The 22,110-nt window shown below is 71.3% G+C and carries 18 protein-coding genes and 4 tRNA genes; 6 read left to right on the forward strand and 16 right to left on the reverse strand.

Translation table 11 applies throughout. The features are described 5' to 3' along the window. Positions 1 to 111: 111 nt before the first annotated feature. The 9 genes from FJ694_RS05795 to FJ694_RS05835 all read right to left on the reverse strand — a co-directional run bounded on the left by FJ694_RS05795 (position 112) and on the right by FJ694_RS05835 (position 9,499). A tRNA-Leu gene (locus FJ694_RS05795) sits at positions 112 to 200 on the reverse strand. 66 nt (positions 201 to 266) lie between these two features. Next, the gene (gene queE / locus FJ694_RS05800) at positions 267 to 899 is read right to left on the reverse strand and encodes a 7-carboxy-7-deazaguanine synthase (protein WP_157265148.1); all 633 of its coding nucleotides are present in this window, start codon (positions 897 to 899) and stop codon (positions 267 to 269) included. Between the two features lie 15 nt (positions 900 to 914). Next, entirely contained in the window at positions 915 to 1,979 is a 1,065-nt protein-coding gene (locus FJ694_RS05805; RefSeq protein ID WP_157265150.1) for a 6-carboxytetrahydropterin synthase, read from the reverse strand. A gap of 153 nt (positions 1,980 to 2,132) precedes the next feature. Beyond that, on the reverse strand, positions 2,133 to 3,284 hold the full coding sequence (locus FJ694_RS05810; RefSeq protein ID WP_198320728.1) for an AI-2E family transporter: 1,152 nt from the start codon (positions 3,282 to 3,284) through the stop codon (positions 2,133 to 2,135). A gap of 102 nt (positions 3,285 to 3,386) precedes the next feature. Further along, positions 3,387 to 4,601 carry an ABC transporter permease gene (locus tag FJ694_RS05815; RefSeq protein ID WP_157265152.1) on the reverse strand — a complete coding sequence of 405 codons (1,215 nt, stop codon included), beginning with the start codon at positions 4,599 to 4,601 and terminating at the stop codon, positions 3,387 to 3,389. After that, entirely contained in the window at positions 4,601 to 5,413 is an 813-nt protein-coding gene (locus FJ694_RS05820) for an ABC transporter ATP-binding protein (RefSeq protein WP_157265154.1), read from the reverse strand. Before FJ694_RS05820 ends, FJ694_RS05815 begins: the two co-directional genes overlap by 1 nt. 13 nt (positions 5,414 to 5,426) lie before the next feature. Continuing rightward, positions 5,427 to 6,761: an efflux RND transporter periplasmic adaptor subunit gene (locus FJ694_RS05825; protein WP_157265156.1), complete on the reverse strand. Its 1,335-nt coding sequence runs from the start codon at positions 6,759 to 6,761 to the stop codon at positions 5,427 to 5,429. Between the two features lie 71 nt (positions 6,762 to 6,832). Continuing rightward, complete coding sequence (locus FJ694_RS05830; protein WP_232539911.1) at positions 6,833 to 8,233, reverse strand: efflux transporter outer membrane subunit; 1,401 nt, start codon at positions 8,231 to 8,233, stop codon at positions 6,833 to 6,835. A gap of 102 nt (positions 8,234 to 8,335) precedes the next feature. Next, entirely contained in the window at positions 8,336 to 9,499 is a 1,164-nt protein-coding gene (locus FJ694_RS05835) for an ABC transporter substrate-binding protein (protein WP_157265158.1), read from the reverse strand. 239 nt (positions 9,500 to 9,738) lie between these two features. Here FJ694_RS05835 and FJ694_RS05840 point away from each other — a divergent pair, with 239 nt between their 5' ends. Genes FJ694_RS05840 through FJ694_RS05850 form a run of 3 tightly spaced genes read left to right on the forward strand, consistent with a single transcriptional unit; the run spans position 9,739 to position 12,442 of the window. Continuing rightward, positions 9,739 to 10,437: a PIG-L deacetylase family protein gene (locus FJ694_RS05840; protein ID WP_157265160.1), complete on the forward strand. Its 699-nt coding sequence runs from the start codon at positions 9,739 to 9,741 to the stop codon at positions 10,435 to 10,437. Next, entirely contained in the window at positions 10,437 to 11,348 is a 912-nt protein-coding gene (locus FJ694_RS05845; protein WP_157265162.1) for a glycosyltransferase family 2 protein, read from the forward strand. The genes FJ694_RS05840 and FJ694_RS05845 overlap by 1 nt, the downstream gene beginning before the upstream one ends. Continuing rightward, positions 11,348 to 12,442, forward strand: a complete 1,095-nt coding sequence (locus tag FJ694_RS05850; RefSeq protein ID WP_157265164.1) for a radical SAM protein — start codon at positions 11,348 to 11,350, stop codon at positions 12,440 to 12,442. Before FJ694_RS05845 ends, FJ694_RS05850 begins: the two co-directional genes overlap by 1 nt. A gap of 137 nt (positions 12,443 to 12,579) precedes the next feature. Here the strand turns inward: FJ694_RS05850 and FJ694_RS05855 are convergent. The 7 genes from FJ694_RS05855 to FJ694_RS05885 all read right to left on the reverse strand — a co-directional run bounded on the left by FJ694_RS05855 (position 12,580) and on the right by FJ694_RS05885 (position 18,934). Continuing rightward, positions 12,580 to 12,653, reverse strand: a tRNA-Cys gene (locus tag FJ694_RS05855). A 41-nt stretch (positions 12,654 to 12,694) separates the two neighbouring features. Next, positions 12,695 to 12,770: transfer RNA gene (locus tag FJ694_RS05860), tRNA-Gly, on the reverse strand. 77 nt (positions 12,771 to 12,847) lie between these two features. Next, positions 12,848 to 15,280 carry an endopeptidase La gene (lon, locus tag FJ694_RS05865; RefSeq protein WP_157265166.1) on the reverse strand — a complete coding sequence of 811 codons (2,433 nt, stop codon included), beginning with the start codon at positions 15,278 to 15,280 and terminating at the stop codon, positions 12,848 to 12,850. Positions 15,281 to 15,381: 101 nt separating this feature from the next. After that, the gene (clpX, locus tag FJ694_RS05870) at positions 15,382 to 16,644 is read right to left on the reverse strand and encodes an ATP-dependent Clp protease ATP-binding subunit ClpX (protein ID WP_157265168.1); all 1,263 of its coding nucleotides are present in this window, start codon (positions 16,642 to 16,644) and stop codon (positions 15,382 to 15,384) included. Positions 16,645 to 16,799: 155 nt separating this feature from the next. Beyond that, complete coding sequence (gene clpP, locus FJ694_RS05875) at positions 16,800 to 17,408, reverse strand: ATP-dependent Clp endopeptidase proteolytic subunit ClpP (protein ID WP_157265170.1); 609 nt, start codon at positions 17,406 to 17,408, stop codon at positions 16,800 to 16,802. A 104-nt stretch (positions 17,409 to 17,512) separates the two neighbouring features. Next, a complete protein-coding gene (tig, locus tag FJ694_RS05880; protein WP_157265172.1) occupies positions 17,513 to 18,820 on the reverse strand; it encodes a trigger factor in 1,308 nt (435 codons plus the stop codon). Between the two features lie 27 nt (positions 18,821 to 18,847). Further along, positions 18,848 to 18,934, reverse strand: a tRNA-Leu gene (locus FJ694_RS05885). Positions 18,935 to 19,059: 125 nt separating this feature from the next. On the opposite strand from FJ694_RS05885, the gene hpnC reads away from it, so the two are divergent. Genes hpnC through hpnE form a run of 3 tightly spaced genes read left to right on the forward strand, consistent with a single transcriptional unit; the run spans position 19,060 to position 22,075 of the window. Further along, positions 19,060 to 19,911: a squalene synthase HpnC gene (hpnC, locus tag FJ694_RS05890; RefSeq protein WP_157265174.1), complete on the forward strand. Its 852-nt coding sequence runs from the start codon at positions 19,060 to 19,062 to the stop codon at positions 19,909 to 19,911. After that, entirely contained in the window at positions 19,908 to 20,756 is an 849-nt protein-coding gene (gene hpnD, locus FJ694_RS05895; protein ID WP_157265176.1) for a presqualene diphosphate synthase HpnD, read from the forward strand. Before hpnC ends, hpnD begins: the two co-directional genes overlap by 4 nt. Next, positions 20,756 to 22,075, forward strand: coding sequence for a hydroxysqualene dehydroxylase HpnE (hpnE, locus tag FJ694_RS05900; protein WP_198320729.1), 1,320 nt, complete (start codon positions 20,756 to 20,758; stop codon positions 22,073 to 22,075). Before hpnD ends, hpnE begins: the two co-directional genes overlap by 1 nt. Positions 22,076 to 22,110: the final 35 nt, after the last annotated feature.

The following is a 22,110-nucleotide window of genomic DNA, read 5'->3' on the forward strand; positions in this document are numbered from 1 at the left end:
CGTTGGAAAATACCCCGGAGAATGTGCTGAAACCCCAGGCATTTCGGCGACGGCACGTGAAAATATCAGGCGCCTTCCCGGCGAGCCGACATGAATCTTGAGGACTTTATTTGGTGCCCGGAACGGGACTCGAACCCGTAAGCCGTTTTAGCGGCGGCGGATTTTAAGTCCGCTGCGTCTACCGATTTCGCCACCCGGGCGGGCTGCCGTGCGCGGGGCACGGCGGGCAAGGGGCGCATTATCGCCTCAAGACTGACGCCGTCCCTTCAGGGAATGTCGAGCAGCTTGTGCGTCTGCAGCCCCAGCCGCCAGCGCGGGTGCGCCAGGCAGTAGTCCAGCGCCAGGCGCGTGTTGCGCTCGCGCTCCGGGCCGTCCAACGGCTGCAGGATGAAATGCCTGAAATCCAGCTGCTCGAAGCGCTCGGGCCGCGCCAGCGCCTGCGGAAAGACCAGCTTGAGCTCGTCGCCGCGCGTGAGCACCACCGGCGCATCGGCCTTGGGGCTGACACAGATCCAGTCCAGCCCCGCGGGCGCCGGCTGCGTGCCGTTCGTCTCCACCGCGATCTCGAAGCCGCGCACGTGCAGCGCGTCGATCAGCGCCGTGTCGAGCTGCAGCAGCGGCTCGCCGCCGGTGCACACCACCAGCGGCTTGCCCTCGCTGCCCGGCCACTGCGCCGCGACCGCATCCGCCAGCGCCGGCGCGTCGGCGAACTTGCCGCCGCCCGGGCCGTCGGTTCCGACGAAGTCGGTGTCGCAGAAGCGGCAGGCGGCCGTGGCGCGGTCCTGCTCTCGCCCGCTCCAGAGGTTGCAGCCGGCAAAGCGGCAGAACACCGCCGCGCGCCCGGCCTGCGCGCCCTCACCCTGCAGCGTGTAGAAGATTTCCTTGACCGCGTACGTCATGGCTTCCTGCCCCGCTCAGACCGGCAGCGCCGGCGCGGCGCCGCCCAGCTGCACCGTAGCGCCGCAGCCGGGCGTCTCGTGAAGGTCCACCCGGTCCACCTGCGGCAGCCGCTCGCGCGCCTGCGCCAGCACCCACTGCGCCAGCGTCGCGGCGTCGCAGTCGGCCAGGCCCTCGATCTCGTGCAGCGGCCTGTGGTCCAGGCTGCGGAACACCGGGTCGAACAGGCGCTTCACGTCGCCGAAGTCCAGCGTCCAGCCCATCAGCGCGTCCAGCGGCGCCGCCAAGTGCAGGCGCAGCGTGTAGGTGTGGCCGTGCAGGCGGCTCAAGGGGCTGCCCTCCGGTGCGCGCTTGAGCATCAGCGCGCTGTCCAGGGTGAACTCCTTCCAGGTGCGCCACTGGTGGCCGTCGTGGCAGGCGCCGCAGGAGGCCGTCTCGAACACCGCGACGTGCAGCGCCCCGGACAACTCCGGGCGCAGCCGCTCCCAGATCCAGCTGGACAGCATCTCGCTCGTCGGGTTCTCCAGCCCGGGCAACTCGTTGAGGCAGGCCATGTGCAGCCGCGCCTGCAGCGGGGCCCAGGCGGCGTCGAGGCGCTCGTGGCTCACGCCCTCGGCATGGATCAGCGCCTCGAAGCCGTGGCCGTGCATGCGGCCGCACTTGTGGCCTTCGGGCACGTTGGGCAGGCGGTGCGCGGAGTGGAAGGCGTAGCGGCGCCAGGCGTGGGCGCGGCCAGCGCCGTCCAGGTCCACGCCGCGCGTGGCCATGCTCTGCACGCCCACTTCCAGCGGCAGCCCGACGCGGCAGCCGATCCAGCGCGCCAGGCGCTCGTCGCTGGGCTCGTTCAGCACGTCGTTGAGGAAGCGGTGGTCCAGCGTCGCGGCCACCTCGGCCAGCCGGGAGTGCAGTGCCTCGACTTCGCCCCCGGGAAAGGCGGCCGCCCCGGCGGGCAGCGCGCCGCGCACGCGGGCCTGGAAACCGTGGCCGTGCAGGTGGCGTGCGCGGTGGCCGTCGGGCAGCCGATCCATCCGCCGCGCCGCCTCGAAACCGGCTGCCGCCGAATGCCAAATCTTGCCGTCCATCACCGCCTCGCTCCCGCTGCCCGACTGCACGCGCGCCGGGGCGGCGCGCGCAAAAGCGCGGCAGTCTACGTGCCGGGGCGCGCCGCTGCCGGCCGGCGCCGGCATGTCCCTGCAACCGCGCCGTGCCCGTGGCCGGTTGCCACGGCTGCGGCGTCAGCGCACTTCGGGCAGCCGCTTCTCGCGGCGCTCGATGAAGATGTCCCAGGCGGCCATGAAGAGGGCGGCGATCAGCGGGCCGATGACGAAGCCGTTGAGCCCGAACACGGCGATGCCGCCGAGGGTGGAGATCAGCACCAGGTAGTCGGGCATCTTGGTGTCCTTGCCGACCAGGATCGGGCGCAGCACGTTGTCCACCAGCCCGATCACGACCACGCCCCAGGCGATCAGCGCGATGCCCTTCCACATCGCGCCGGTGACCAGCAGGTAGATGGCCACCGGCCCCCACACCAGCGCCGCGCCCACGGCCGGCAGCAGCGACAGCACCGCCATCACCACGCCCCACAGCAGCGCGCCGTGGATGCCCAGGAACCAGAAGGCCAGGCTGCCCAGCGCGCCCTGCACCAGCGCCACCACGATGTTGCCCTTGACGGTGGCGCGGATCACGGTGGCGAAGCGCGTGAGCAGCTCGCGCTTGTCCTGCTCGTCGAGCGGGATGGCGCGGCGCACCCGCGCCGCCAGCGCGTTGCCGTCGCGCAGCAGGAAGAACAGCAGGTACAGCATCACGCCGAAGGTGATGAGGAAGTTGAAGGTGCCCTGCCCGATGCCCACCGCGCGCGCGGCCAGCATCTGCGTGCCCTGCGTCAGCCGCTCGCCCAGCTGCGCCTTGAGCCCGGCCAGGTCGGCCAGCCCGAAGCGGTCGAGCAGCCCGGTGAGCCAGTCCGGCAGCGCGGCGTAGATCTGCTCGCCGTAGCGGGTGAAGTTGATCTCGCCGCTCTGCACCCGCGCCAGCACGCCCATGGCCTCCTGCACCAGCATCGAGCTGACCATGGTCAGCGGCAGGATCACGATCACCAGCACGATCAGCAGCGTCAGCAGCGCCGCGGCGTTGGCGCGGCCCTTGAGGTTGCGCTGGATGCGCCGCTGCACCGTGGTGAACAGGATCGCCGTGACCACGGCCCAGAACACCGCCGTGTAGTAGGGCAGCAGGATCCAGCCAAAGGCCAGCGTCACCAGCACCAGCAGCCACAGCAGGGCGCGGTACTCCAGGCGGCCGCTGCGCAGCCGGGCGGATTCGTGGTCGTCGGGCAACGGGCGCGGGCGGCCGGCAAGCTCGGCAGGGCGGGCAGGATCGGGGCGGTCGTTCATCGTGGGGCGGTGGTCTGAAGGGGAAACCGCGCCCGCGCCCTGGCAAACCGCACGCCCGGGCGCGGGCGGCCAGCCCGCGTTCCATCCCGGGCCAGGATCAATTTACTCGTGCCGCAGCGCCTCGATCGGGTCCAGCCGCGCCGCGCGCCGCGCCGGGAAGTAGCCGAAGAGCACGCCGATGCCCGCCGAGAACACGAAGGCCAGCACGTTGATGGGCACGTCAAACGTGTAGGGCACGCCCATCAGCCGCGCGCCGGTGACCGAGAACACGGCCGCCAGCACGATGCCGATCACGCCGCCCAGCGCCGCCAGCGCCACGGCCTCGATCAGGAACTGCAGCAGCACCTCGGCCTCCAGCGCACCGATGGCCAGGCGCACGCCGATCTCGCGCGTGCGCTCGGTCACGCTCACCAGCATGATGTTCATGATCCCGATGCCGCCCACCAGCAGGCTCACCGCGGCCACGGCGCTCAGCAGCATCGTCATCACGCGCGTGGTGCTGGAAAACGTCTGCGCCAGCTGCGCGGTGTCGAGCACGTTGAAGTTGTCCTCCTCGCCGGCCGCGAGCTTGCGCCGCTCGCGCAGCAGGTCGCGGATGCCGGCCTTCACGCGCTCGGCGTCGCTGCCCTCGGCCATCGACACCAGGATCGTCTGCACCCGCGTGCTGCCCGTGACGCGGCGCTGCACGGTGGCCAGCGGCATGAGCACCACGTCGTCCTGGTCGTTGCCCATCGCGCCCTGCCCCTTGGAGGCCAGCACGCCCGCCACCTCGCAGGAGAACTGCCTGATGCGCAACCGCTGGCCCAGCACCTGGGCGGCGTCGGCCGCGAACAGCTCGCGGCGCACCGTCTCGCCGATCAGGCACACCGCCGCGCCGGCGCGCTCCTCGGCCTCCTCGAAGCCGCGGCCCGCGGCGATGCGCCAGTTGTTGGTGAAGAAGTAGTCGCTGCTGGTGCCGGTGACGCTGGTGGCCCAGTTGCGGCCGTTGGCCACCACCGTCACGCCGGAGCGCACCTCCGGTGCCACCGCGGCCACGCCGCCGATCTGGCCGCGGATGGCGGCCACGTCCTCCACCGTGAAGCTGGGCGCGCCGGCGCCGCCGCTGCCCGGGCCCAGGCGCTGGCCCGGGCGCACCATGAGCAGGTTGGTGCCCAGGCTCGTGATCTCGCTTTGCACCGCCTGCGTCGCGCCCTTGCCCAGCGTCACCATGGTGATGACGGCGCTCACGCCGATGACGATGCCCAGGATGGTCAGGAAGCTGCGCAGCAGGTGGCGGCGGATCTCGCGCAGCGCCAGCAGCAGGCTGTTCCACAGCATCAGTTCGCTCCCTGCGAGACGATCGAGGCGGGCCCCGTCACTTCATCGGCGGGCACCGCCGCGGCGGCGGCCACGTCCAGCCCGGCCGGGCGCTCGTTGCGCGTGTCGCTGTCCACGCGGCCATCGACGAAGCGCACGACGCGCCGCGCCCACGCGGCCATGTCGCTCTCGTGCGTGACCATCAGCACGGTGATGCCGCGCTCGCTGTTGAGCCGCCACAGCAGCTCCATGATCTCGCGGCTGCGCTGGGTGTCGAGGTTGCCGGTGGGCTCGTCGGCCAGCAGCACCTTCGGGTCCGTCACCAGCGCCCGCGCGATGGCCACGCGCTGCTGCTGCCCCCCCGACAACTCGGCCGGCGTGTGGTGCGCCCACTGCGCCAGCCCGACGGTGTCGAGCGACTCCAGCGCCAGGCGCCGCCGCTCCTTCGCGGGCGTGCCGCGGTAGAGCAGCGGCAGCTCGACGTTCTCCTGCGCCGACGTGCGCGCCAGGAGGTTGAAACCCTGGAACACGAAGCCGAGCTGCTGGCGGCGCAGCCGGGCGCGCTGGTCGCGGCTCAGCGCGTGCACCGGCACGCCGCGGAAGAAGTACTCGCCGCTGCTGGGCACGTCCAGGCAGCCGAGCAGGTTCATCACCGTGCTTTTCCCGGAGCCGCTGGGGCCCATCACGGCGACGAAGTCGCCCTCGTCGATGTCCAGGTCCACGCCCTTGAGCGCGAGGAAGGCGGCCTGGCCCTGGCCGTAGCGCTTGGTGATGCCGCGCAGCCGGATCAGCGGCTGGCGCTCGGCGGCGTTTGTCAGGGGGGTCACGTTCATGCTCGTCCCGGCCTCACCTGGGCTGCGCGCGCTGGTCCACGATCACCTGCATGCCGGGCTGGAGCTGGTCGCTGCGCACCTCGGTGCGGCGGCCGTCGCTGGCGCCGGTGGTGACGGTGACGGCCACGGGGCGGCCCTCCTGCAGCAGCCACAGCGTCCTGCTGGCGCCGCTGCCGGCGGCCTCGCCGGCCTGCTTGCGTGCGTTGCGCGGCATGCGCGGCATCAGCACCGAGGTGACGCCGGCACCGCCGCCGCCGCCCGCGGCCGGGCCGCCGCCGTCCTGCGGCGCGGCCGCGGTGGAGGGCGTGAAGCGCAGTGCTTGGTTGGGCACCAGCAGCACGCCGCGGCGCGGGTCGCTGTGGATGGTGGCCGTGGCCGTCATGCCCGGGCGCAGCGACAGGTCCTCGTTGGCCACCTCCAGCAGCGTCGGGTAGGTCACGACGTTGTCGGTGGTGGTGGAGCCGTAAGCCACGCGCGTGACGGTGGCCGGGTAGCGCCGCTGCGGCCAGGCGCTGACGCTGAAGTCGGCCTGCTGGCCCACGGCGAGCGACCCCACGTCGGCCTCGTCCACGTTGACCTGCAGCCGCATGCGCTTGAGGTCCTCGGCCAGGGTGAAGAGCGTGACCGCCTGCAGCGAGGCGGCCACGGCGTTGCCCGGGTCCACGCTGCGCGTGAGGATCACGCCGTCGATGGGCGCGCGGATGGCGGTCTTGCCCAGGTTCGTCTCGTCGATGAGCACCTGCGCCTGCGCGTCGGTCACGGCCGCGCGCGCGGCGCTCAGGTCGGCCTGCGCGCGCGCCAGGCTGGCGCGCGCGGTGTCGAGCTCGGACTGCGAGGGCACCTTGCCGCCGGACAGCCGCGCCACCTCCTCGAAGCGGCCGAGTTGCGCCTGGGCCTCGCGCAGCGTGGCCTCCGCCTGGGACACCCGGGCGCGGCTGGAGGCCAGCGTGGCGCGCGAGCGCTCCAGCTGCCCCTGCAGCCGGGTGCGGTCCAGCTCGACCAGCACCTGGCCCTTCTTCACCTGGTCGTTCACGTCCACCAGCACGCGCGCCACGGTGCCGGAGAGCTCGCTGCCGATGTTCACGGTGCGCGTGGGCTGCAGCGTGCCGTTGGCGCTGACGCTCAAGCTGAGGTCGCCGCGCGTCACCGGCTCGGTGACGAACACCGGCACGGCCTGCTGCGCCTGGCGCTGCTGCCAGGCCAGGCCGCCGGCCACCGCGGCGGCGAGCACGCCCGCGCCGATCCAGGTGGCGGGCCGGCGCCGCCAGGGCCGCGGCCGGGCGCCGGCGCCCAGCAGCGCGTCGAGTTCGGGGCCGGCCTTGGCGTCGGCTTTGTCGGTGGACTTCATGGTTCGGGAATCCGGTCTCGATGCTCGGCCGGCCGCAGCGCACGCAAAGCGCGCCGCCGGCACGAAAGGTGTCAGGGCATGGCCACCGTGGCGGCGTCGGGCTGCCAGCCGCCGCCCAGCGCCTTGTACAGGCGCACGTGGGCGATGGCGGCGTCGGCCTGCGCGGCGGCCAGGCTGTCCTGCAGGGCAAACTGGGTGCGCTGGGTCTGCAGCACGGTCTGGAAATCCACCAGCCCGCCGCCGTACTGCTGCGTGGCCAGCAGCGCGGCATTCGCAGCCGCCTGCGCCGCGCGCGCGAGCGTGGCCTGGCGCTCGCGGCTGCTGCGCAGCTCGACCAGCGCGTCCTCCACTTCCTTGAGCGCATTGAGCGCCACCGACTGCAGGCTGGCCGCCGACTGCTGGGCCGCGGCCTGTTGCGCGCGCACCTGGGCGTTGATGGCGCCGCCGTCGAAGAGCGGCAGCGACAGCCCCGCGACCAGCGAGCTGACCACCGCGCCGGGGCCGGTGAGCCCGCCCACGGTCAGCGCGCTCAGGCCGAGCGAGCCGCTCAAGCTGAAGCTGGGATAGCGCGCTGCGTCGGCCTGGGTGACGCGCGCCAGCGCGGCGCGCACCTGCGCCTCGGCGGCGCGCACGTCCGGGCGCTGGCGCAGCGTGTCGGTGGGCAGGCTCTGCGCCAGGCCGTCCGGCGCGGCCGGGATGGGCGCCGGCTGCTCCAGCCCCGGCATGCCGGGCGGCCGCCCGGTGAGCACCGCCAGCGCGCTGGCGAACTGGGCGATCGAGAGTTCCAGCGCCGGGATCTGCGCCTGCGTCTGCTCGGCGGCGGCGCGGGCCTGCTCGGCCTCCAGCGAGGTGGCCAGGCCGGCCTGCAGCCGCCACTGCGCGATCTGGTTCGTCTCCAGCTGGCTGGCCAGGTTGTCCCGGGCGATCGCCAGCCGCGCCTGCAGGCCGCGCAGCGTGACCAGGTTCACGGCCACCTCGGCCGCCAGCGACACCTGCACGTCGGCCAGCGACAGCGCGCTGGCGGCGATGTCCTGTTCGGCGGCCGCGACGCCGGCGCGGGTGCGGCCGAACAGGTCGGGCTCCCAGGCCGCGTCGAAGCCGGTGCGGAAACTGTTGCCGGTGGCGTTCTGGGCGCGGCTGCGGCTGGCCGAGGCCGAGGCACCGAGGTTCGGATACAGGCCCGCGGCGGCCAGGTCGCGCAGCGCGCGGGCCTGGCGCAGCGTGGCGCGCGCCGACTCGGCCTGCGGGCTGGCGCGCAGTGCCTCGTCCACCAGGCCGGGCAGCAGCGGGTCGCCGAACTGGCTCCACCACGAGGCGGTGGCGGCGGCATGGGCCGATGGCGCGGCCCCGGCGCCGGCAGCGGGCCGGGGGGCGGCCTCGGCATCGGCGGGCGGGCGGATCGCCGCGCAGCCCGACAGCAGCGCCACCGCGGCGCAGGCCACGGCGCGGCGCCAGGGACGAAGGGATGTCACGGATTGATTCACGAGGAGCAGTCTGCCAGCCGGATGTGGCGCGGCCGCTGCCCCTGCTTTGCTACAGCGTAAAGACGCACATTGCGGCCGCCGCCGCGGCGCTCAAGGCTGGACCGGGGGCAGCAGCTTCCAGGCGCCGTTCTCGACCTTCACCATCACGCGCGCGCGGTGGTCGAGGCCGAGGTGGTCGCTGGGCGAGAGGCTGAAGATGCCGTGCGCGCCGGGCAGCTCGTGGATGGTTTCCAGCGCATCGCGCAACGCGGCGCGGAACTCGGCCGTCCCGGGCTGCGCCTTCTTCAGCGCCACGGGCACGGCGGCGGCCACGAGCTGGCCGGCGTCCCAGGCATGCGCGCCGAAGGTGGAGACGCTGCCCTTGCCGTGAGCCGCCTCGTACAGGGCGACGTACGCCAGGGCGCTCTTCCTCACCGGGTGCGTGGCGGCCAGCTGCTCGGCCACCAGCACCGGGCCGGCGGGCAGCACGGTGCCTTCCACGTCCTTGCCGCCCACGCGCAGGAAGTCGGCGTTGGCCACGCCGTGCGTCTGGTAGAAGCGCCCGGCGTAGCCGCGCTCGCGCAGCGCGCGCTGCGGCAGTACGGCCGGGGTGCCGGAGGCGGCCACCAGCACCGCGTCGGGCTTGACGGCCAGGATGCGGAACGCCTGGGCGGCGACGGCATTGTCGGTGCGGGCGTAGCGCTCGTTGGCCACCACGGCGATGCGCTTGAGCGCCGCGGCCTTGCTGAACTCCTGGAACCAGCCCTCGCCGTAGGCGTCGGCAAAGCCGATGAAGGCGACGTTGCGCACGCCGGCCGCGGCCATGTGCTCGGCGATGGCCACCGACATGGCGATGTCGTTCTGCGGCGTCTTGAAGACCCAGCGCCGGCGCGCGTCCTGCGGCTCGACGATGCGTGCGCCGGCGGCCATGGAAATCATGGGCGTCTGCGACTCGGCGGCCACGTCGATCATGGCCAGCGAGTTGGGCGTGGTGGTGCTGCCCAGCAGCACGTCCACCCTGTGCTCGGTCACGAGGCGGCGCGCGTTGGCAACGGCCGTGGGCGCGTCCGAGGCGTCGTCGAGCACGATGTAGTTCAGCTTCTGCCCGGCCACCGTGGCGGGCAGCAGCGCGATGGTGTGCTTCGCCGGGATGCCCAGCGACGCGGCCGGGCCGCTGGTGGAGAGCGTGACGCCGACGTTGACGTCGGCCCGCGCCAGCGCGGCGGCCAGCAGCGCGGCGGCCAGGGCGACGAGGCGGGGCGTCGGGATTTTCATGAGGCGGCTCTCCTCCGGGCGCGACGACGGCATGCGCCGGACGGGAAGCGCCGGCTGGGCTGCTTGCAACGTGACATTGTGGCCCGCGCCGAGGCTTGTCCCGGCACCGGACAAGCGCATTCCGCTTGCGCCGGCCTGACGAAATCCCCTGTGCCATCCCTGCCTTGACGCGTCAAAGCCGCTGCACGGGCTTGGCAATTGCTGCACTGCACCGTCGCCACTGCTTCCTCCAGCCGTCCATGCCTGCCCTGCTCGTCTCGCCACATCTCGACGATGCCGTTTTCGGTTGTGGGGAGTGGCTGCAGGCGAATCCGGGCACGCGCGTGACGACGGTGTTCGCCGGGCTGCCTCCCGACGGCGGGCAGCGCACCGACTGGGACGCACGATGCGGCTTCGAAAGCGCCGCGCAGGCGGTGCGCGAGCGGCGCGAGGAAGACCGCGCCGCGCTGGCGCTGCTGGGCGGCGAGCCGTGCTGGCTGGAGTTCGGCGACAGCCAGTACGGCGCCACGCCGTCGGTCGAGGCGGTGACCGATGCGCTGTCGGACCTGCTGGCGCGGCAGGCGCCGGATGCGCTGTTCGTCTTCCCGATAGGACTCTTCCATTCCGATCACCGGCTGGTGCACGAGGCCTGCATGGCGGCCTGGCGGCGCCGGCCACGCCCGGCCCTGCTGTACGAGGACGCGCTCTACCGCGGCATCCCGGGGCTGCTGCAGCAGCGGCTGGCCGAGCTGCTGCAGGCCGGGCTCGTGCTCACGCCGGCGAAGGAGCGGCCGGTGGCGGACACGGCCGGGGCCAAGGCGCGCGCGGTGCGCTGCTACGCCAGCCAGCTGCGCGCCTTCGGCCCCGGCGGCCATGACGACACGGCGCGGCCGGAGCGGCGCTGGCGTTTCGAGATCAACACCGCCGGCGCAGCGCCGGCCAGCGAAGGGACATCGTGATGACACAGGTGGATGCGCGCGTGAGCGTGGTGGTGCTCACGCACGAGCGCCCGCAGGAGCTCGAGCACACGCTGCGGCGGCTCGATGCGCTGCCGCAGCGGCCGGCGCTGGTCGTGGTGGACAACGCCGCCTCGCCGGCCGCGGAAGAAGTCGTGCGACGCTTTCCCGGCGCGCAGTACGTGCCCTGCCCCGGCAACCCCGGCGCGGCCGGGCGCAACGCAGGCGTGGAACGGGTGCGCACGCCCTATGTCGCGTTCTGCGACGACGACACCTGGTGGGAGCCGGGCGCGCTGGCGCGCGCGGCCGACGTGCTGGACGCCCATCCGCGCCTGGGCGTGCTCAATGCGCAGGTGCTGGTGGGGCCCCAGGACCGGCCCGACCCGGCCTGCGAGCGCATGCACACCAGCCCGCTGGACTCGCGCGGGCTGCCCGGGCCGCGGCTGGTGGGCTTCATGGCCGGCGCGGTGGTGATGCGCGTGCGTGCCTTCCGCGAGGCCGGCGGCTACGAGCGGCGCTTTCACCTGGGCGCCGAGGAGGGGCTGCTGGGCCAGGACCTGATGGCCGCGGGCTGGGACCTGGCCTTCGTGCCGGCGGTGCGCACGCACCACCACCCGTCGCCGGCACGGGACCGGCGCGCGCGCCAGCTCGTCACCACGCGCAACCGCTTCTGGCTGGCCTGGCTGCGGTTGCCGTGGCGGCTGGCCTGGCACGAGACGCGCAAGGTCTGGCGCGACGGCCGCGCGCAGGGCGTGCTCGGCCCTGCGCTGCGCGCCGCGCTGGCCGGGCTGCCCTGGGCGCTGGCGCGGCGGCGCGTGCTGCCGCCGGCGGTGGTGGAGATGATCGTGGCGGTGCACGGCGGGCCGCCGCCGGCGCGGCAGCGCCTGCACGTCGCCCAGGGAGTGCAGCGCTGATGCGGAAGAACCTGAAGCTGGGCGCCGTCGTGCCGGACGCGGTCGCGCCCGGAGCGGTCACGGCCTCTCCCTGCCCTGCCCCGGCGGCCGCGGCGCCGGTGGAGCTGTACCCGCCGCTGCCGCGCTTCGCGCAGATCGAGCCGGTGGGCCGCTGCAACCTGGCCTGCCGCATGTGCACCGTCAACGACCGCGGCGACGCCATCGGCGAAATGTCGCTGGAGCGCTTCACGCAGCTGCTGGACCAGATGCCGGGACTGCAGGAGCTGCACCTGCAGGGCCTGGGCGAGCCGATGCTGCATCCGCACTTCTTCGACATGGTGGCGCTGGCGGCGGCGCGCGGCATCCGCGTCTCGGCGAACACGAACCTCACGCTGCTGACGGCGGCGCGGGCGGCGCGCTGTGTCGAGGGGCCGTTGAGCGCACTGTCGGTGTCGCTGGACGGCGCCAGCGCGGCGGTCTACGAGTCGATCCGGCGCAAGGCGAACTTCGCCAAGGTGGTGCGCAACCTGGGCCGGCTGATGCAGGCGCGGCGCGAGGCCGGCAGCACGCTGGAGGTGCGCGGCGTGATGGTGCTGATGCGCCACAACGCGCACGAGCTGCCGGCGCTGTTGCGGCTGCTGCACGCGCACGGCGTGCCGGAGCTGCTGGTGCAGCGCCTGTCCAGCGACCTGCAGCAGCCGGAACTGGCGGCGCGCTACATCCCGATCCGCAGCTACGTGAACGAGCACGAGCTGGCCGAGGACGAGCTGCCCGGGCTGGAGTCGCTGTTCGCCGAGTCACGCGCGCTGGCCGCGCAGCTGGGCATGAGGCTGAACCTGCCGCGGCTACGGCCGCGTGCGCAGCGGCAGTCCACCGGGCCGCGCTGCGACTGGCCCTGGGAGCAGCTCTACATCACCGCCGCCGGTCAGATGCTGCCGTGCTGCATGGCGGCCAGCGCGGACCGGGCGACGTTCGGGGACGTGTTCGAGCAGCCGGTGGACGGGTTGCGTGCGCGCTGGCACGGCGAGCAGGCGGTGGCGCTGCGCGCCGCGCTGGCCGCGGACACGCCGCCGAGCCTGTGCCGCTCCTGCGCGCTGTACCGGGGCATGTTCTGAGTCCAAGGGCAGCCGCAGCGGCCCCTGCCCCGGCGCACGGTCCATTTCGGCGTCACGGCGTCACGGCGGAATGGAACGCCCAAAAGAAAAGCGGCCCACGAGGGGCCGCTAAGTATTTGATTTTATTTCGAGTTCTTTGGAGGCGCGGGCGGGAGTCGAACCCACCTGGACGGATTTGCAATCCGCTGCATAACCGCTTTGCTACCGCGCCGCTGCATGAAAAAAGGAAGCCGGGGCTTCCTTTTCGGTATCTGGAGCGGGAAACGAGACTCGAACTCGCGACCTCAACCTTGGCAAGGTTGCGCTCTACCAACTGAGCTATTCCCGCATTGCCTTCGCTTCACATTGCTGCTCAGCGAAGACTCGCAGTATACACCGCTTTTTTTGACCCGCGCAAGCCTTTTTTCAGTGCTTGATCGCGTCGCCGGTGGACGAGGCTGCGGGTTCGGCCGGCTTGGCCGAAGTGGCTTCCACCTTGGCCGGCACTTCCTCCTCGGGCAGCGCTTCGGGCAGGGCTTCCAGCGCCACTTCGAGCACGCGGTCGATCCAGCGCACCGGGACGATCTCGAGCTGGTTCTTGACGTTCTCCGGGATGTCCTGCAGGTCCTTGACGTTCTCCTCGGGGATCAGCACGGTCTTGATGCCGCCGCGGTGCGCGGCCAGCAGCTTTTCCTTGAGGCCGCCGATGGCCGTGACCTCGCCGCGCAGCGTGATCTCGCCCGTCATCGCCACGTCCGCGCGCACCGGGATGCCGGTGAGCGAGGAGACGAAGGCGGTGGTCATGGCAATGCCGGCGCTGGGGCCGTCCTTGGGCGTGGCGCCGTCGGGCACGTGGATGTGGATGTCGCGCTTCTCGAACATCTCGTCCTTGATGCCCAGTCGCCGCGCGCGCGAGCGCACCACCGAGCGCGCCGCCTCGACCGACTCCTTCATCACGTCGCCGAGCTGGCCGGTGCGGATGATGTTGCCCTTGCCGGGCATCACCACCGCCTCGATGGTCAGCAGGTCGCCGCCGACTTCCGTCCAGGCCAGGCCGACCACCTGGCCGACCTGGTTCTTCTTCTCGGCGCGACCGAAGTCGAACTTGCGCACGCCCAGGAAGTCGTGCAGGTTCTCCTCGGTCACCACGACCTGGCCGGTGTAGGTCTTGAGCTGCAGGCCCTTGACCACCTTGCGGCAGATCTTGGAGATCTCGCGCTCGAGCGAACGCACGCCGGCCTCGCGGGTGTAGTAGCGCACGATGCCGCGCAGCGCGCTTTCCGTGACGTCCATCTCGTCGTCACGCACGCCGTTGTTCTTCTGCTGCTTGGGCAGCAGGTAGCGGCGGGCGATGTTGAGCTTCTCGTCCTCGGTGTAGCCCGACAGCCGGATCACCTCCATGCGGTCCAGCAGCGCCGGCGGGATGTTCATGGAGTTGGAGGTCGCCACGAACATCACGTCCGAGAGGTCGAAATCGACCTCGACGTAGTGGTCGCCGAAGGTGTGGTTCTGCTCGGGGTCGAGCACCTCCAGCAGCGCCGACGACGGGTCGCCGCGGAAGTCCATGCCCAGCTTGTCGATCTCGTCGAGCAGGAACAGCGGATTGCGGGTGCCCACTTTGGTCAGGCTCTGCAGCACCTTGCCCGGCATGGAGCCGATGTAGGTACGGCGGTGGCCACGGATCTCGGCCTCGTCGCGCACGCCGCCCAGCGCCATGCGCACGAACTTCCGGCCCGTGGCCCGGGCCACGCTCTGGCCCAGCGAGGTCTTGCCCACGCCCGGGGGCCCGACCAGGCACAGGATCGGCGCCTTGACCTTGTCCACGCGCTGCTGCACCGCGAGGTATTCGAGGATGCGGTCCTTGACCTTCTCCAGGCCGTAGTGGTCCTCGTTGAGGACTTCCTCGGCATGCGACAGGTCGTGCTTGATCTTGGTCTTCTTGGACCAGGGCAGGTTGATCAGCGTGTCGATGTAGTTGCGCACCACGGTGGCCTCGGCCGACATGGGCGACATCAGCTTGAGCTTCTTGAGCTCGCTGTCGGCCTTCTTGCGCGCCTCCTTGGGCATCTTGGCCGCGACGATCTTCTTCTCCAGCTCCTCGAGGTCGGCGCCTTCCTCGCCGTCGCCGAGTTCCTTCTGGATCGCCTTGACCTGCTCGTTGAGGTAGTACTCGCGCTGGCTCTTCTCCATCTGGCGCTTGACGCGGCCGCGGATGCGCTTTTCCACCTGCAGGATGTCGACCTCGTGCTCCAGCAGCTCCAGCAGCTTCTCCAGCCGCTTGTCCACCTCGTGCAGGTCGAGCACCGACTGCTTGGCTTCAAGCTTGAGCGGCAGGTGCGCGGCGATGGTGTCGGCCAGACGGCCGGCGTCGTCGATGCCCGCGATGGAGGTCAGGATCTCCGGCGGGATCTTCTTGTTGAGCTTGACGTACTGGTCGAACTGCTGCGTCACGGCGCGGCGCAGGGCCTCGACCTCGGGCTTGGCGTCGGTCTCCGGCGGGATCGGGTTGACCACGGCCACGAAGTGTTCGCCGTTGTCGGTGATCTCGGCGGTATGCGCGCGCTGCGTGCCCTCGACCAACACCTTCACGGTGCCGTCAGGCAGCTTGAGCATCTGCAGGATGCTGGAGACGCAGCCGATCTCGAACATGTCGTCCGCCTTGGGCTCGTCCTTGCCGGCGGCTTTTTGTGCCACCAGCATGATCTGGCGCCCGGCCTCCATGGCCGCTTCGAGCGCCTTGATCGACTTGGGCCGCCCCACGAACAGCGGGATCACCATGTGGGGAAACACCACGACGTCGCGCAGCGGCAGCAGCGGCAGCGTCGTCGAATCGGCGGGCAATACAGGATGTCCTGACATGGGTTCCTCTCTTTCTCAGGCCCACGTGGGGCCCGAGGTCTGAAATGCAAGCGGGAACGGCCGCCGCCGTGTCTGGAACTGGGGGAGCGAGTGGATCGGGATCAGGCGCTGGCCTTCTGCTCGCGGTACACGAGCAGCGGCTTGGCGCCCTCTTCGATGTTGTGCTCGTCGACGACGACCTTGGCCACGCCGTCGAGCGTGGGCAGGTCGAACATCGTGTCGATGAGGGCATGCTCCATGATCGAGCGCAGGCCGCGCGCGCCGGTCTTGCGCGCCAGCGCCTTGCGCGCGATGGCCGACAGCGCCGAGGGGCGGATCTCCAGCTCGACGCCGTCCATGCCGAAGAGACGCTGGTACTGCTTGAGCAGCGCGTTCTTGGGCTCGGTGAGGATCTGCACCAGCGCGTCCTCGGTCAGCTCGCCCAGCGTCGCGACCACCGGCAGCCGGCCCACCAACTCGGGAATCAGGCCGAACTTGATCAGGTCTTCCGGCTCGGCCTCGCGGAACAGGTCCGACACCCGCTTCTCGCTCTTGCTGTGCACCGTGGCGGCGAAGCCGATGCCCGACTTCTCGGTGCGGTTCTGGATGACCTTCTCCAGCCCGTCGAAGGCGCCGCCGCAGATGAACAGGATGTTGGTCGTGTCGATCTGCAGGAAATCCTGGTTCGGATGCTTGCGCCCGCCCTGCGGCGGCACGCTGGCCATGGTGCCCTCGACCAGCTTGAGCAGCGCCTGCTGCACGCCCTCGCCCGAGACGTCGCGCGTGATGCTGGGGTTGTCGGCCTTGCGGCTGATCTTGTCGATCTCGTCGATGTAGACGATGCCGCGCTGAGCGCGCTCGACGTCGTAGTTGCAGTTCTGCAGCAGCTTCTGGATGATGTTCTCGACGTCCTCGCCCACGTAGCCGGCCTCGGTCAACGTGGTGGCATCGGCGATGACGAAGGGCACGTTGAGCAGCCGCGCCAGCGTCTGCGCCAGCAGCGTCTTGCCCGAGCCGGTCGGGCCGATGAGCAGGATGTTGCTCTTGCTGAGCTCCACCTCCTCCTTGGCGCCGCCCATGTGCTTCAGGCGCTTGTAGTGGTTGTAGACCGCCACGGCCAGCGTGCGCTTGGCCACTTCCTGGCCGATCACGTACTGATCCAGGCTGGACTTGATCTCGCCCGGGGTGGGCAGGTCGGACTTGGCGGACTTGGCGGCGCCTTCAGGCGGCACCTCGTCGCGGATGATGTCGTTGCACAGCTCGATGCACTCGTCGCAGATGAACACCGAGGGGCCGGCAATCAGCTTCTTTACCTCGTGCTGGCTCTTGCCGCAGAACGAGCAATACAGCACCTTTTCGCTCGAAGCGCCTTTTTTGTCGGCCATGGAATGTGGGGTCGCTAATGCGCGTTAGAGGGTCGGGTCAATGATAGTGCAATGGGAAACGGGGCTCCCCGCGTGCGGAGAGCCCCGTCGCTCAAGGTGCTTAAGAAGCCACGCCGCGGGCTTTTCCCTTGGAGAAAAGCCCGCGGCAAGCCCCTTCAGGGCCGGCGGTCAATGACCTGATCAATCAGCCCGTAGCCCTTGGCCTCGGCCGCGGACATGAAGTAGTCGCGCTCGGTGTCGGCCTGGATCTTCTCCAGCGGCTGCCCGGTGCGCTCGGCCAGAATGCGGTTGAGCTGCTCGCGCGTCTTGAGGATCTCGCGGGCATGGATCTCGATGTCGGTGGCCTGGCCCTGCGCGCCGCCCAGCGGCTGGTGGATCATGACCTTGGAGTTCGGCAGCGAGAAGCGCTTGCCCTTGGCACCCGCGGCCAGCAGGAACGCGCCCATGCTCGCGGCGATGCCCATGCACAGCGTGGACACGTCGGGCTTGATGAACTGCATCGTGTCGTAGATCGACATGCCCGCGCTGACGCTGCCGCCAGGGGAGTTGATGTAGAGCGAGATGTCCTTGTCCGGGTTCTCGCTCTCCAGGAACAGCAGCTGCGCCACCACCAGGTTGGCCGACTGGTCGTTCACCGGCCCCACCAGGAAGATCACCCGCTCGCGCAGCAGCCGGCTGTAGATGTCGTACGCGCGCTCGCCGCGGCCCGACTGTTCGATGACGATGGGCACCATGCCCAGGTTGTTCGTGTCCAGCGCACTCATGCAGATTGTCCTTACAGGGGAGGTTCCGCGACGATTATGTCGCGAAGAAAACAAGGGCGCCGGCCTTGCGGCGCGGCGCCCTCGGGCCCTCTAAAAGCAAGCCCTTAGCCGGCCATCAGCTCCTCGAAAGGCAGCTGCTTGTCATTGACCTTGGCCTGGCCCAGCACGAAGTCGGTAACGTTGTTCTCGATCACGACGGCCTCGACTTCAGCCATGCGCTGGCGGTCGCTGAGGTACCAGCGCACCACCTCGGCCGGGTTCTCGTAGCTTTGCGCCATCTCCTCGATGTGCGCCTGAAGCTGCTCGGGCTTGGCCTGCAGGTTGTTGGCGCGCACCAGCTCGGCCACCACCAGGCCCAGGCGCACGCGCTTCTCGGCCTGCGGCTGGAAGATCTCGGCGGGGATCGGCGCCTTGTCGGCGTCCTTGATGCCGCGCTGCTTCAGGTCGGCGCGGGCACCTTGCGTCATGCGCTCGACCTCGCCCTCGACCAGCGCCTTGGGCAGGTCCAGCTCGGCCACGGCCACCAGCGCGTCCATCACGGCGGCCTTGTTGCGGGCCTGCACGCGGAACTTGACCTCGCGCTCCAGGTTCTTGCGCACGTCGGCGCGCAGCGCCTCGACCGAGCCCTCGGCGATGCCCAGCGACTGGGCGAACTCCTCGTTCACCTCGGGCAGGTGCTGCTGCTCGATCTTCTTCATCGTGACCAGGAAGTCGGCTTCCTTGCCCGCGACGTCCTTGCCGTGGTAGTCCTCGGGGAACTGCAGCGGGAAGGTCTTGCTCTCGCCGGTCTTCATGCCGCGCACGGCCTTGTCGAACTGCTCGAGCATCTGGCCTTCGCCGATGATGAACTGGAAGCCCTCGGCCTTGCCGCCGGCAAAGGGCTCGCCGTCGATCTTGCCTTCGAAGTCGATGCTGACGCGGTCGCCTTCTTCGGCACCCTCTTCGGCGGCACGCTCGGTGAAGCTGCGGCGCTGCTTGCGCAGGATATCGATGGTCTTGTCGATGGCGGCGTCGCTGACCTCGGTGGTCACGCGCTCGACCTCGGCAGCGGCCAGGTCGCCGATCTTGACGTCCGGGTAGACCTCGAAGGTGGCGTCAAAGGCGAGCTGGCCTTCGCCGGCTTCTTCCTTCTGCGTGATCTTCGGGGCGCCGGCCACGCGCAACTTGGCCTCGGTGGCGGCGTTGGCGAAGGCCTCGCCGACCTTGTCGTTCATGACCTCGTACTGCACCGAGAAGCCGTAGCGCTGGGCCACCACGCTCATGGGCACCTTGCCCGGGCGGAAGCCGTCGGCCTTGACGGTGCGCGAGAGCTTCTTCAAGCGCGACTGCACCTCGTTGTTGATGGCGTCCGCGGGCAGCGTCAGCGTGATGCGGCGCTCCAGCTTCTCGAGGGTTTCCACTTGGACGGTCATGATGTCGTGCTCTTTCGTTGCTTCGTGTGGTGCGCGGGGCCGGACTCGAACCGGCACGCTCTTGCGAGCGTCAGGACCTAAACCTGGTGCGTCTACCAATTTCGCCACCCGCGCCGTTGTCCCAGCGCTGCCGCCCGAGCGAGGCCGGCAGTGCGCAGTGAATTCGGCAAACCCCGGATTTTAGCCTCCCGCCGAGGCGGTCCCTCGCACGGGGGTTGCGGCATGGACAATCGCGTCCCGTGAGCATCGACCATTACGAGAATTTCCCCGTCGCTTCCGTGCTGTGTCCGCCGGCACTGCGCCCGGCCGTGACGGCGATCTACCACTTCGCGCGCACCGCCGACGACATCGCCGACGAGGGCGACGCGCCGCCCGCGCAGCGCCTGGCCGAGCTGGGCGCCTACCGCGCCGAGCTCGAGCGCTGCGCCGCAGGCGAGCCGGCGCAGGACGCGCGCTGGCGCCGCGTGTTCGAGCCGCTGGCCGTGCAGATGCGCCGCCACGCCTTGCCGCTGCCGCTGCTGCGCGACCTGCTCAGCGCCTTCGAGCAGGACACCGGCAACCCGCGCTACGCCGACCGCGCCGCGCTGCTCGACTACTGCCGCCGCTCCGCCGACCCCATCGGGCGGCTGCTGCTGCACCTCTACGGCGTGCGCGACGCCGCGGCGCTGGCGCAGTCCGATGCCATCTGCAGCGCCTTGCAGCTCATCAACTTCTGGCAGGACCTGAGCGTGGACCTGCCGCGCGGGCGCCACTACGTGCCGCAGGCCGACGCGGCGCGCCACGGCCTGACGCTGGAGCAGCTTGCACTGCAGCAGGACGGCCCCGCCACGCGCGCCCTGGTGCGCGAGCTCTGCGGCTGGGCGCAGGCGCTGATGCGGTCGGGCGCGCCGCTCGTGCACCGGCTGCCCGGGCGCGCCGGCTGGGAGCTGCGCCTGGTGGTCCAGGGCGGGCTGCGCATCCTTGAGAAAATCGACGCGATGAACCACGCCACCCTCGCCCGCCGTCCCAAGCTGGGCGCCCCCGACGTGCCGCGCCTGCTGTGGCGCGCCCTGGGCATGCGCGCGGCGCCGCCGGCCGGGAGCCTGGCATGACGCCGCAACAGTACGTGCAGGACAAGGCGGCGGCCAGCGGCTCCTCCTTCTATTACGCCTTCCGCTTCCTGCCGCCGGCGCGGCGCGAGGCCATCACCGCGTTCTACGCCTTCTGCCGCGAGGTGGACGATGTGGTGGACGAGGCGCACGACCCGGGCGTGGCCGCCACCAAGCTGGCCTGGTGGCGCCAGGAGGTGGGCTCGGCCTTCACCGGCAAGCCCAGCCACCCGGTGATGCAGGCGCTCATGCCGCACGTGGCCGACTACGGCATCGAGCCACGCCAGCTGCTGGCCGTGATCGAGGGCTGCGAGATGGACCTGCAGCAGACGCGCTACCTCGACTTCCCCGCGCTGCAGCGCTATTGCCACCTGGTGGCCGGCATCGTGGGCGAGGTGGCGGCGGGCATCTTCGGCCGCACCCAGGACAAGACGCTGCAGTACGCGCACACGCTGGGGCTGGCCATGCAGCTCACCAACATCATCCGCGACGTCGGCGAGGACGCGCGGCGCGGGCGCATCTACCTGCCGGTGAGCGAGCTGCAGCGCTTCGACGTCAAGGCGCACGAGCTGCTCAAGCGCGAGGCGCCCTGGGGCTACAGCGAGCGCTTCACGGCGCTCATGCGCTTCCAGGCCGAGCGCGCGCACCGCCTCTACGACGAGGCCCTGGCGCTGCTGCCCGACGCCGACCGGCGCACGCAGCGGCCCGGGCTGATGATGGCCGAGATCTACCGCACGCTGCTGCGCGAGATCGAGGCGGCGGATTTCCAGGTGCTGCACCAGCGCATCTCGCTGACGCCGCTGCGCAAGGTCTGGATCGCCATGCGCACCAACTGGCAGGCGCGCTGATGGCGGCGCCCTCGCCGGCCCGCGCCGCGGCGCGGCCGCTGGACATGGCCGTCGTCGGCGGCGGCTGGGCCGGCCTGGCGGCGGCGGTGGAGGCGGTGTCCCGGGGGCATCGCGTCACGCTGTTCGAGATGGCGCCGCGCCTGGGCGGGCGCGCCCGCGCCCTGCCCGACGGCGTGCTCGACAACGGCCAGCACATCCTTATCGGCGCCTACCGGCAGACGCTGGCGCTGATGCGCCGCGTCGGCATCGAACCCGAGCAGGTGCTGCTGCGCCTGCCGCTGTCGCTGGTGACCCCCGACGGGCGCGGCCTGCGCATGCCGCCAGGGCCGCCGCTGGCCACCTTCGGCTGGGCCGTGCTGCGCCGCCCGGGCTGGAGCGCGGGCGACCGGTTGCGGCTGCTGGGTGCCGCGCTGCGCTGGGCCGCGATGCGCTTTCGCTGCCCCGACGACTGGAGCGTGGCACGGCTGTGTCAGACATTGCCGCCGCGGGTGCGCGCCGAGCTGATCGACCCGCTGTGCGTGGCCGCGCTCAACACGCCGGCCGCGCAGGCCAGCGCCGCGGTGTTCCTGCGCGTGCTGCGCGACGCCCTCTTCGGCGGCGCCGGCGCGGCCGACCTGCTGCTGCCGCGCCGTCCGCTGTCCGAGCTGCTGCCCGAGCCCGCCGGCGCCTGGCTGCGCCGCCAGGGCGCGACCCTGCGCACCGCCACCCGGGTGCAGGCGCTGGTGCCCGCGGGAAACGCCTGGGAAGTGGACGGCGAGCGCTTCGACGCCGTGGTGCTGGCCGCCAGCGCCGCCGAGGCCGCGCGCCTGGCGCAGCCGCTGGCCCCGGCCTGGGCCGCGCAGGCCGCGGCGCTGCGCTACGAGCCCATCGTCACCGTGTACGTGGACAGCCCGGGCAGCCGCCTGGCGCTGCCGATGGTGCAGCTGCACGAGTCGGAACGCGCGCCGGCGCAGTTCGTGTTCGACCACGGCCCGCTCAGCGGCACGCCGGGCTGCTTCGCCGCCGTGATCAGCGGCGCCGCGCCCTGGACCGCGCGCGGGCTGCAGGCCACGGGCGAGGCGGTGCAGGTGCAGCTGCAGGAAGCGTTTCCGGCCGGCACCTGGCAGCAGCCTCCGCAGGTGCGGCGCGTGGTGGCCGAGCGCCGCGCCACCTTTGCCTGCACGCCCGCGCTGCAGCGGCCGCCGGCGCAGATCGCGCCCGGACTCCGGGCGGCTGGCGACTACGTGCAGGGCCCGTATCCCGCCACGCTGGAAGGCGCGGTGCGTGCCGGCGTCGCTGCCGCACAGGCACTCGACGTCGGCGCGGACGGCCGGCCTTGAGTCCCCGGCATGCCATCCGTGGCATGCCGCACGCC

It is taken from the genome of Azohydromonas aeria (genome assembly GCF_009760915.1).
In the GTDB taxonomy this organism is placed as follows: Bacteria; Pseudomonadota; Gammaproteobacteria; order Burkholderiales; family Burkholderiaceae_C; genus Azohydromonas; species Azohydromonas aeria.

What these genes read in the sequence shown, in the direction of transcription:
- FJ694_RS05840 (WP_157265160.1), top strand. Translation starts at nt 9,739, where the DNA reads ATGCCTGCCCTGCTCGTCTCGCCACATCTCGACGATGCCGTTTTCGGT.
- queE (WP_157265148.1), bottom strand. Translation starts at nt 899, where the DNA reads ATGACGTACGCGGTCAAGGAAATCTTCTACACGCTGCAGGGTGAGGGC.
- clpP (WP_157265170.1), bottom strand. Translation starts at nt 17,408, where the DNA reads ATGAGTGCGCTGGACACGAACAACCTGGGCATGGTGCCCATCGTCATC.
- hpnE (WP_198320729.1), top strand. Translation starts at nt 20,756, where the DNA reads ATGGCGGCGCCCTCGCCGGCCCGCGCCGCGGCGCGGCCGCTGGACATG.
- tig (WP_157265172.1), bottom strand. Translation starts at nt 18,820, where the DNA reads ATGACCGTCCAAGTGGAAACCCTCGAGAAGCTGGAGCGCCGCATCACG.
- clpX (WP_157265168.1), bottom strand. Translation starts at nt 16,644, where the DNA reads ATGGCCGACAAAAAAGGCGCTTCGAGCGAAAAGGTGCTGTATTGCTCG.
- FJ694_RS05820 (WP_157265154.1), bottom strand. Translation starts at nt 5,413, where the DNA reads ATGAACGTGACCCCCCTGACAAACGCCGCCGAGCGCCAGCCGCTGATC.
- FJ694_RS05810 (WP_198320728.1), bottom strand. Translation starts at nt 3,284, where the DNA reads ATGAACGACCGCCCCGATCCTGCCCGCCCTGCCGAGCTTGCCGGCCGC.
- lon (WP_157265166.1), bottom strand. Translation starts at nt 15,280, where the DNA reads ATGTCAGGACATCCTGTATTGCCCGCCGATTCGACGACGCTGCCGCTG.
- FJ694_RS05815 (WP_157265152.1), bottom strand. Translation starts at nt 4,601, where the DNA reads ATGCTGTGGAACAGCCTGCTGCTGGCGCTGCGCGAGATCCGCCGCCAC.
- FJ694_RS05850 (WP_157265164.1), top strand. Translation starts at nt 11,348, where the DNA reads ATGCGGAAGAACCTGAAGCTGGGCGCCGTCGTGCCGGACGCGGTCGCG.
- FJ694_RS05835 (WP_157265158.1), bottom strand. Translation starts at nt 9,499, where the DNA reads ATGAAAATCCCGACGCCCCGCCTCGTCGCCCTGGCCGCCGCGCTGCTG.
- FJ694_RS05805 (WP_157265150.1), bottom strand. Translation starts at nt 1,979, where the DNA reads ATGGACGGCAAGATTTGGCATTCGGCGGCAGCCGGTTTCGAGGCGGCG.
- FJ694_RS05825 (WP_157265156.1), bottom strand. Translation starts at nt 6,761, where the DNA reads ATGAAGTCCACCGACAAAGCCGACGCCAAGGCCGGCCCCGAACTCGAC.
- hpnD (WP_157265176.1), top strand. Translation starts at nt 19,908, where the DNA reads ATGACGCCGCAACAGTACGTGCAGGACAAGGCGGCGGCCAGCGGCTCC.
- FJ694_RS05845 (WP_157265162.1), top strand. Translation starts at nt 10,437, where the DNA reads ATGACACAGGTGGATGCGCGCGTGAGCGTGGTGGTGCTCACGCACGAG.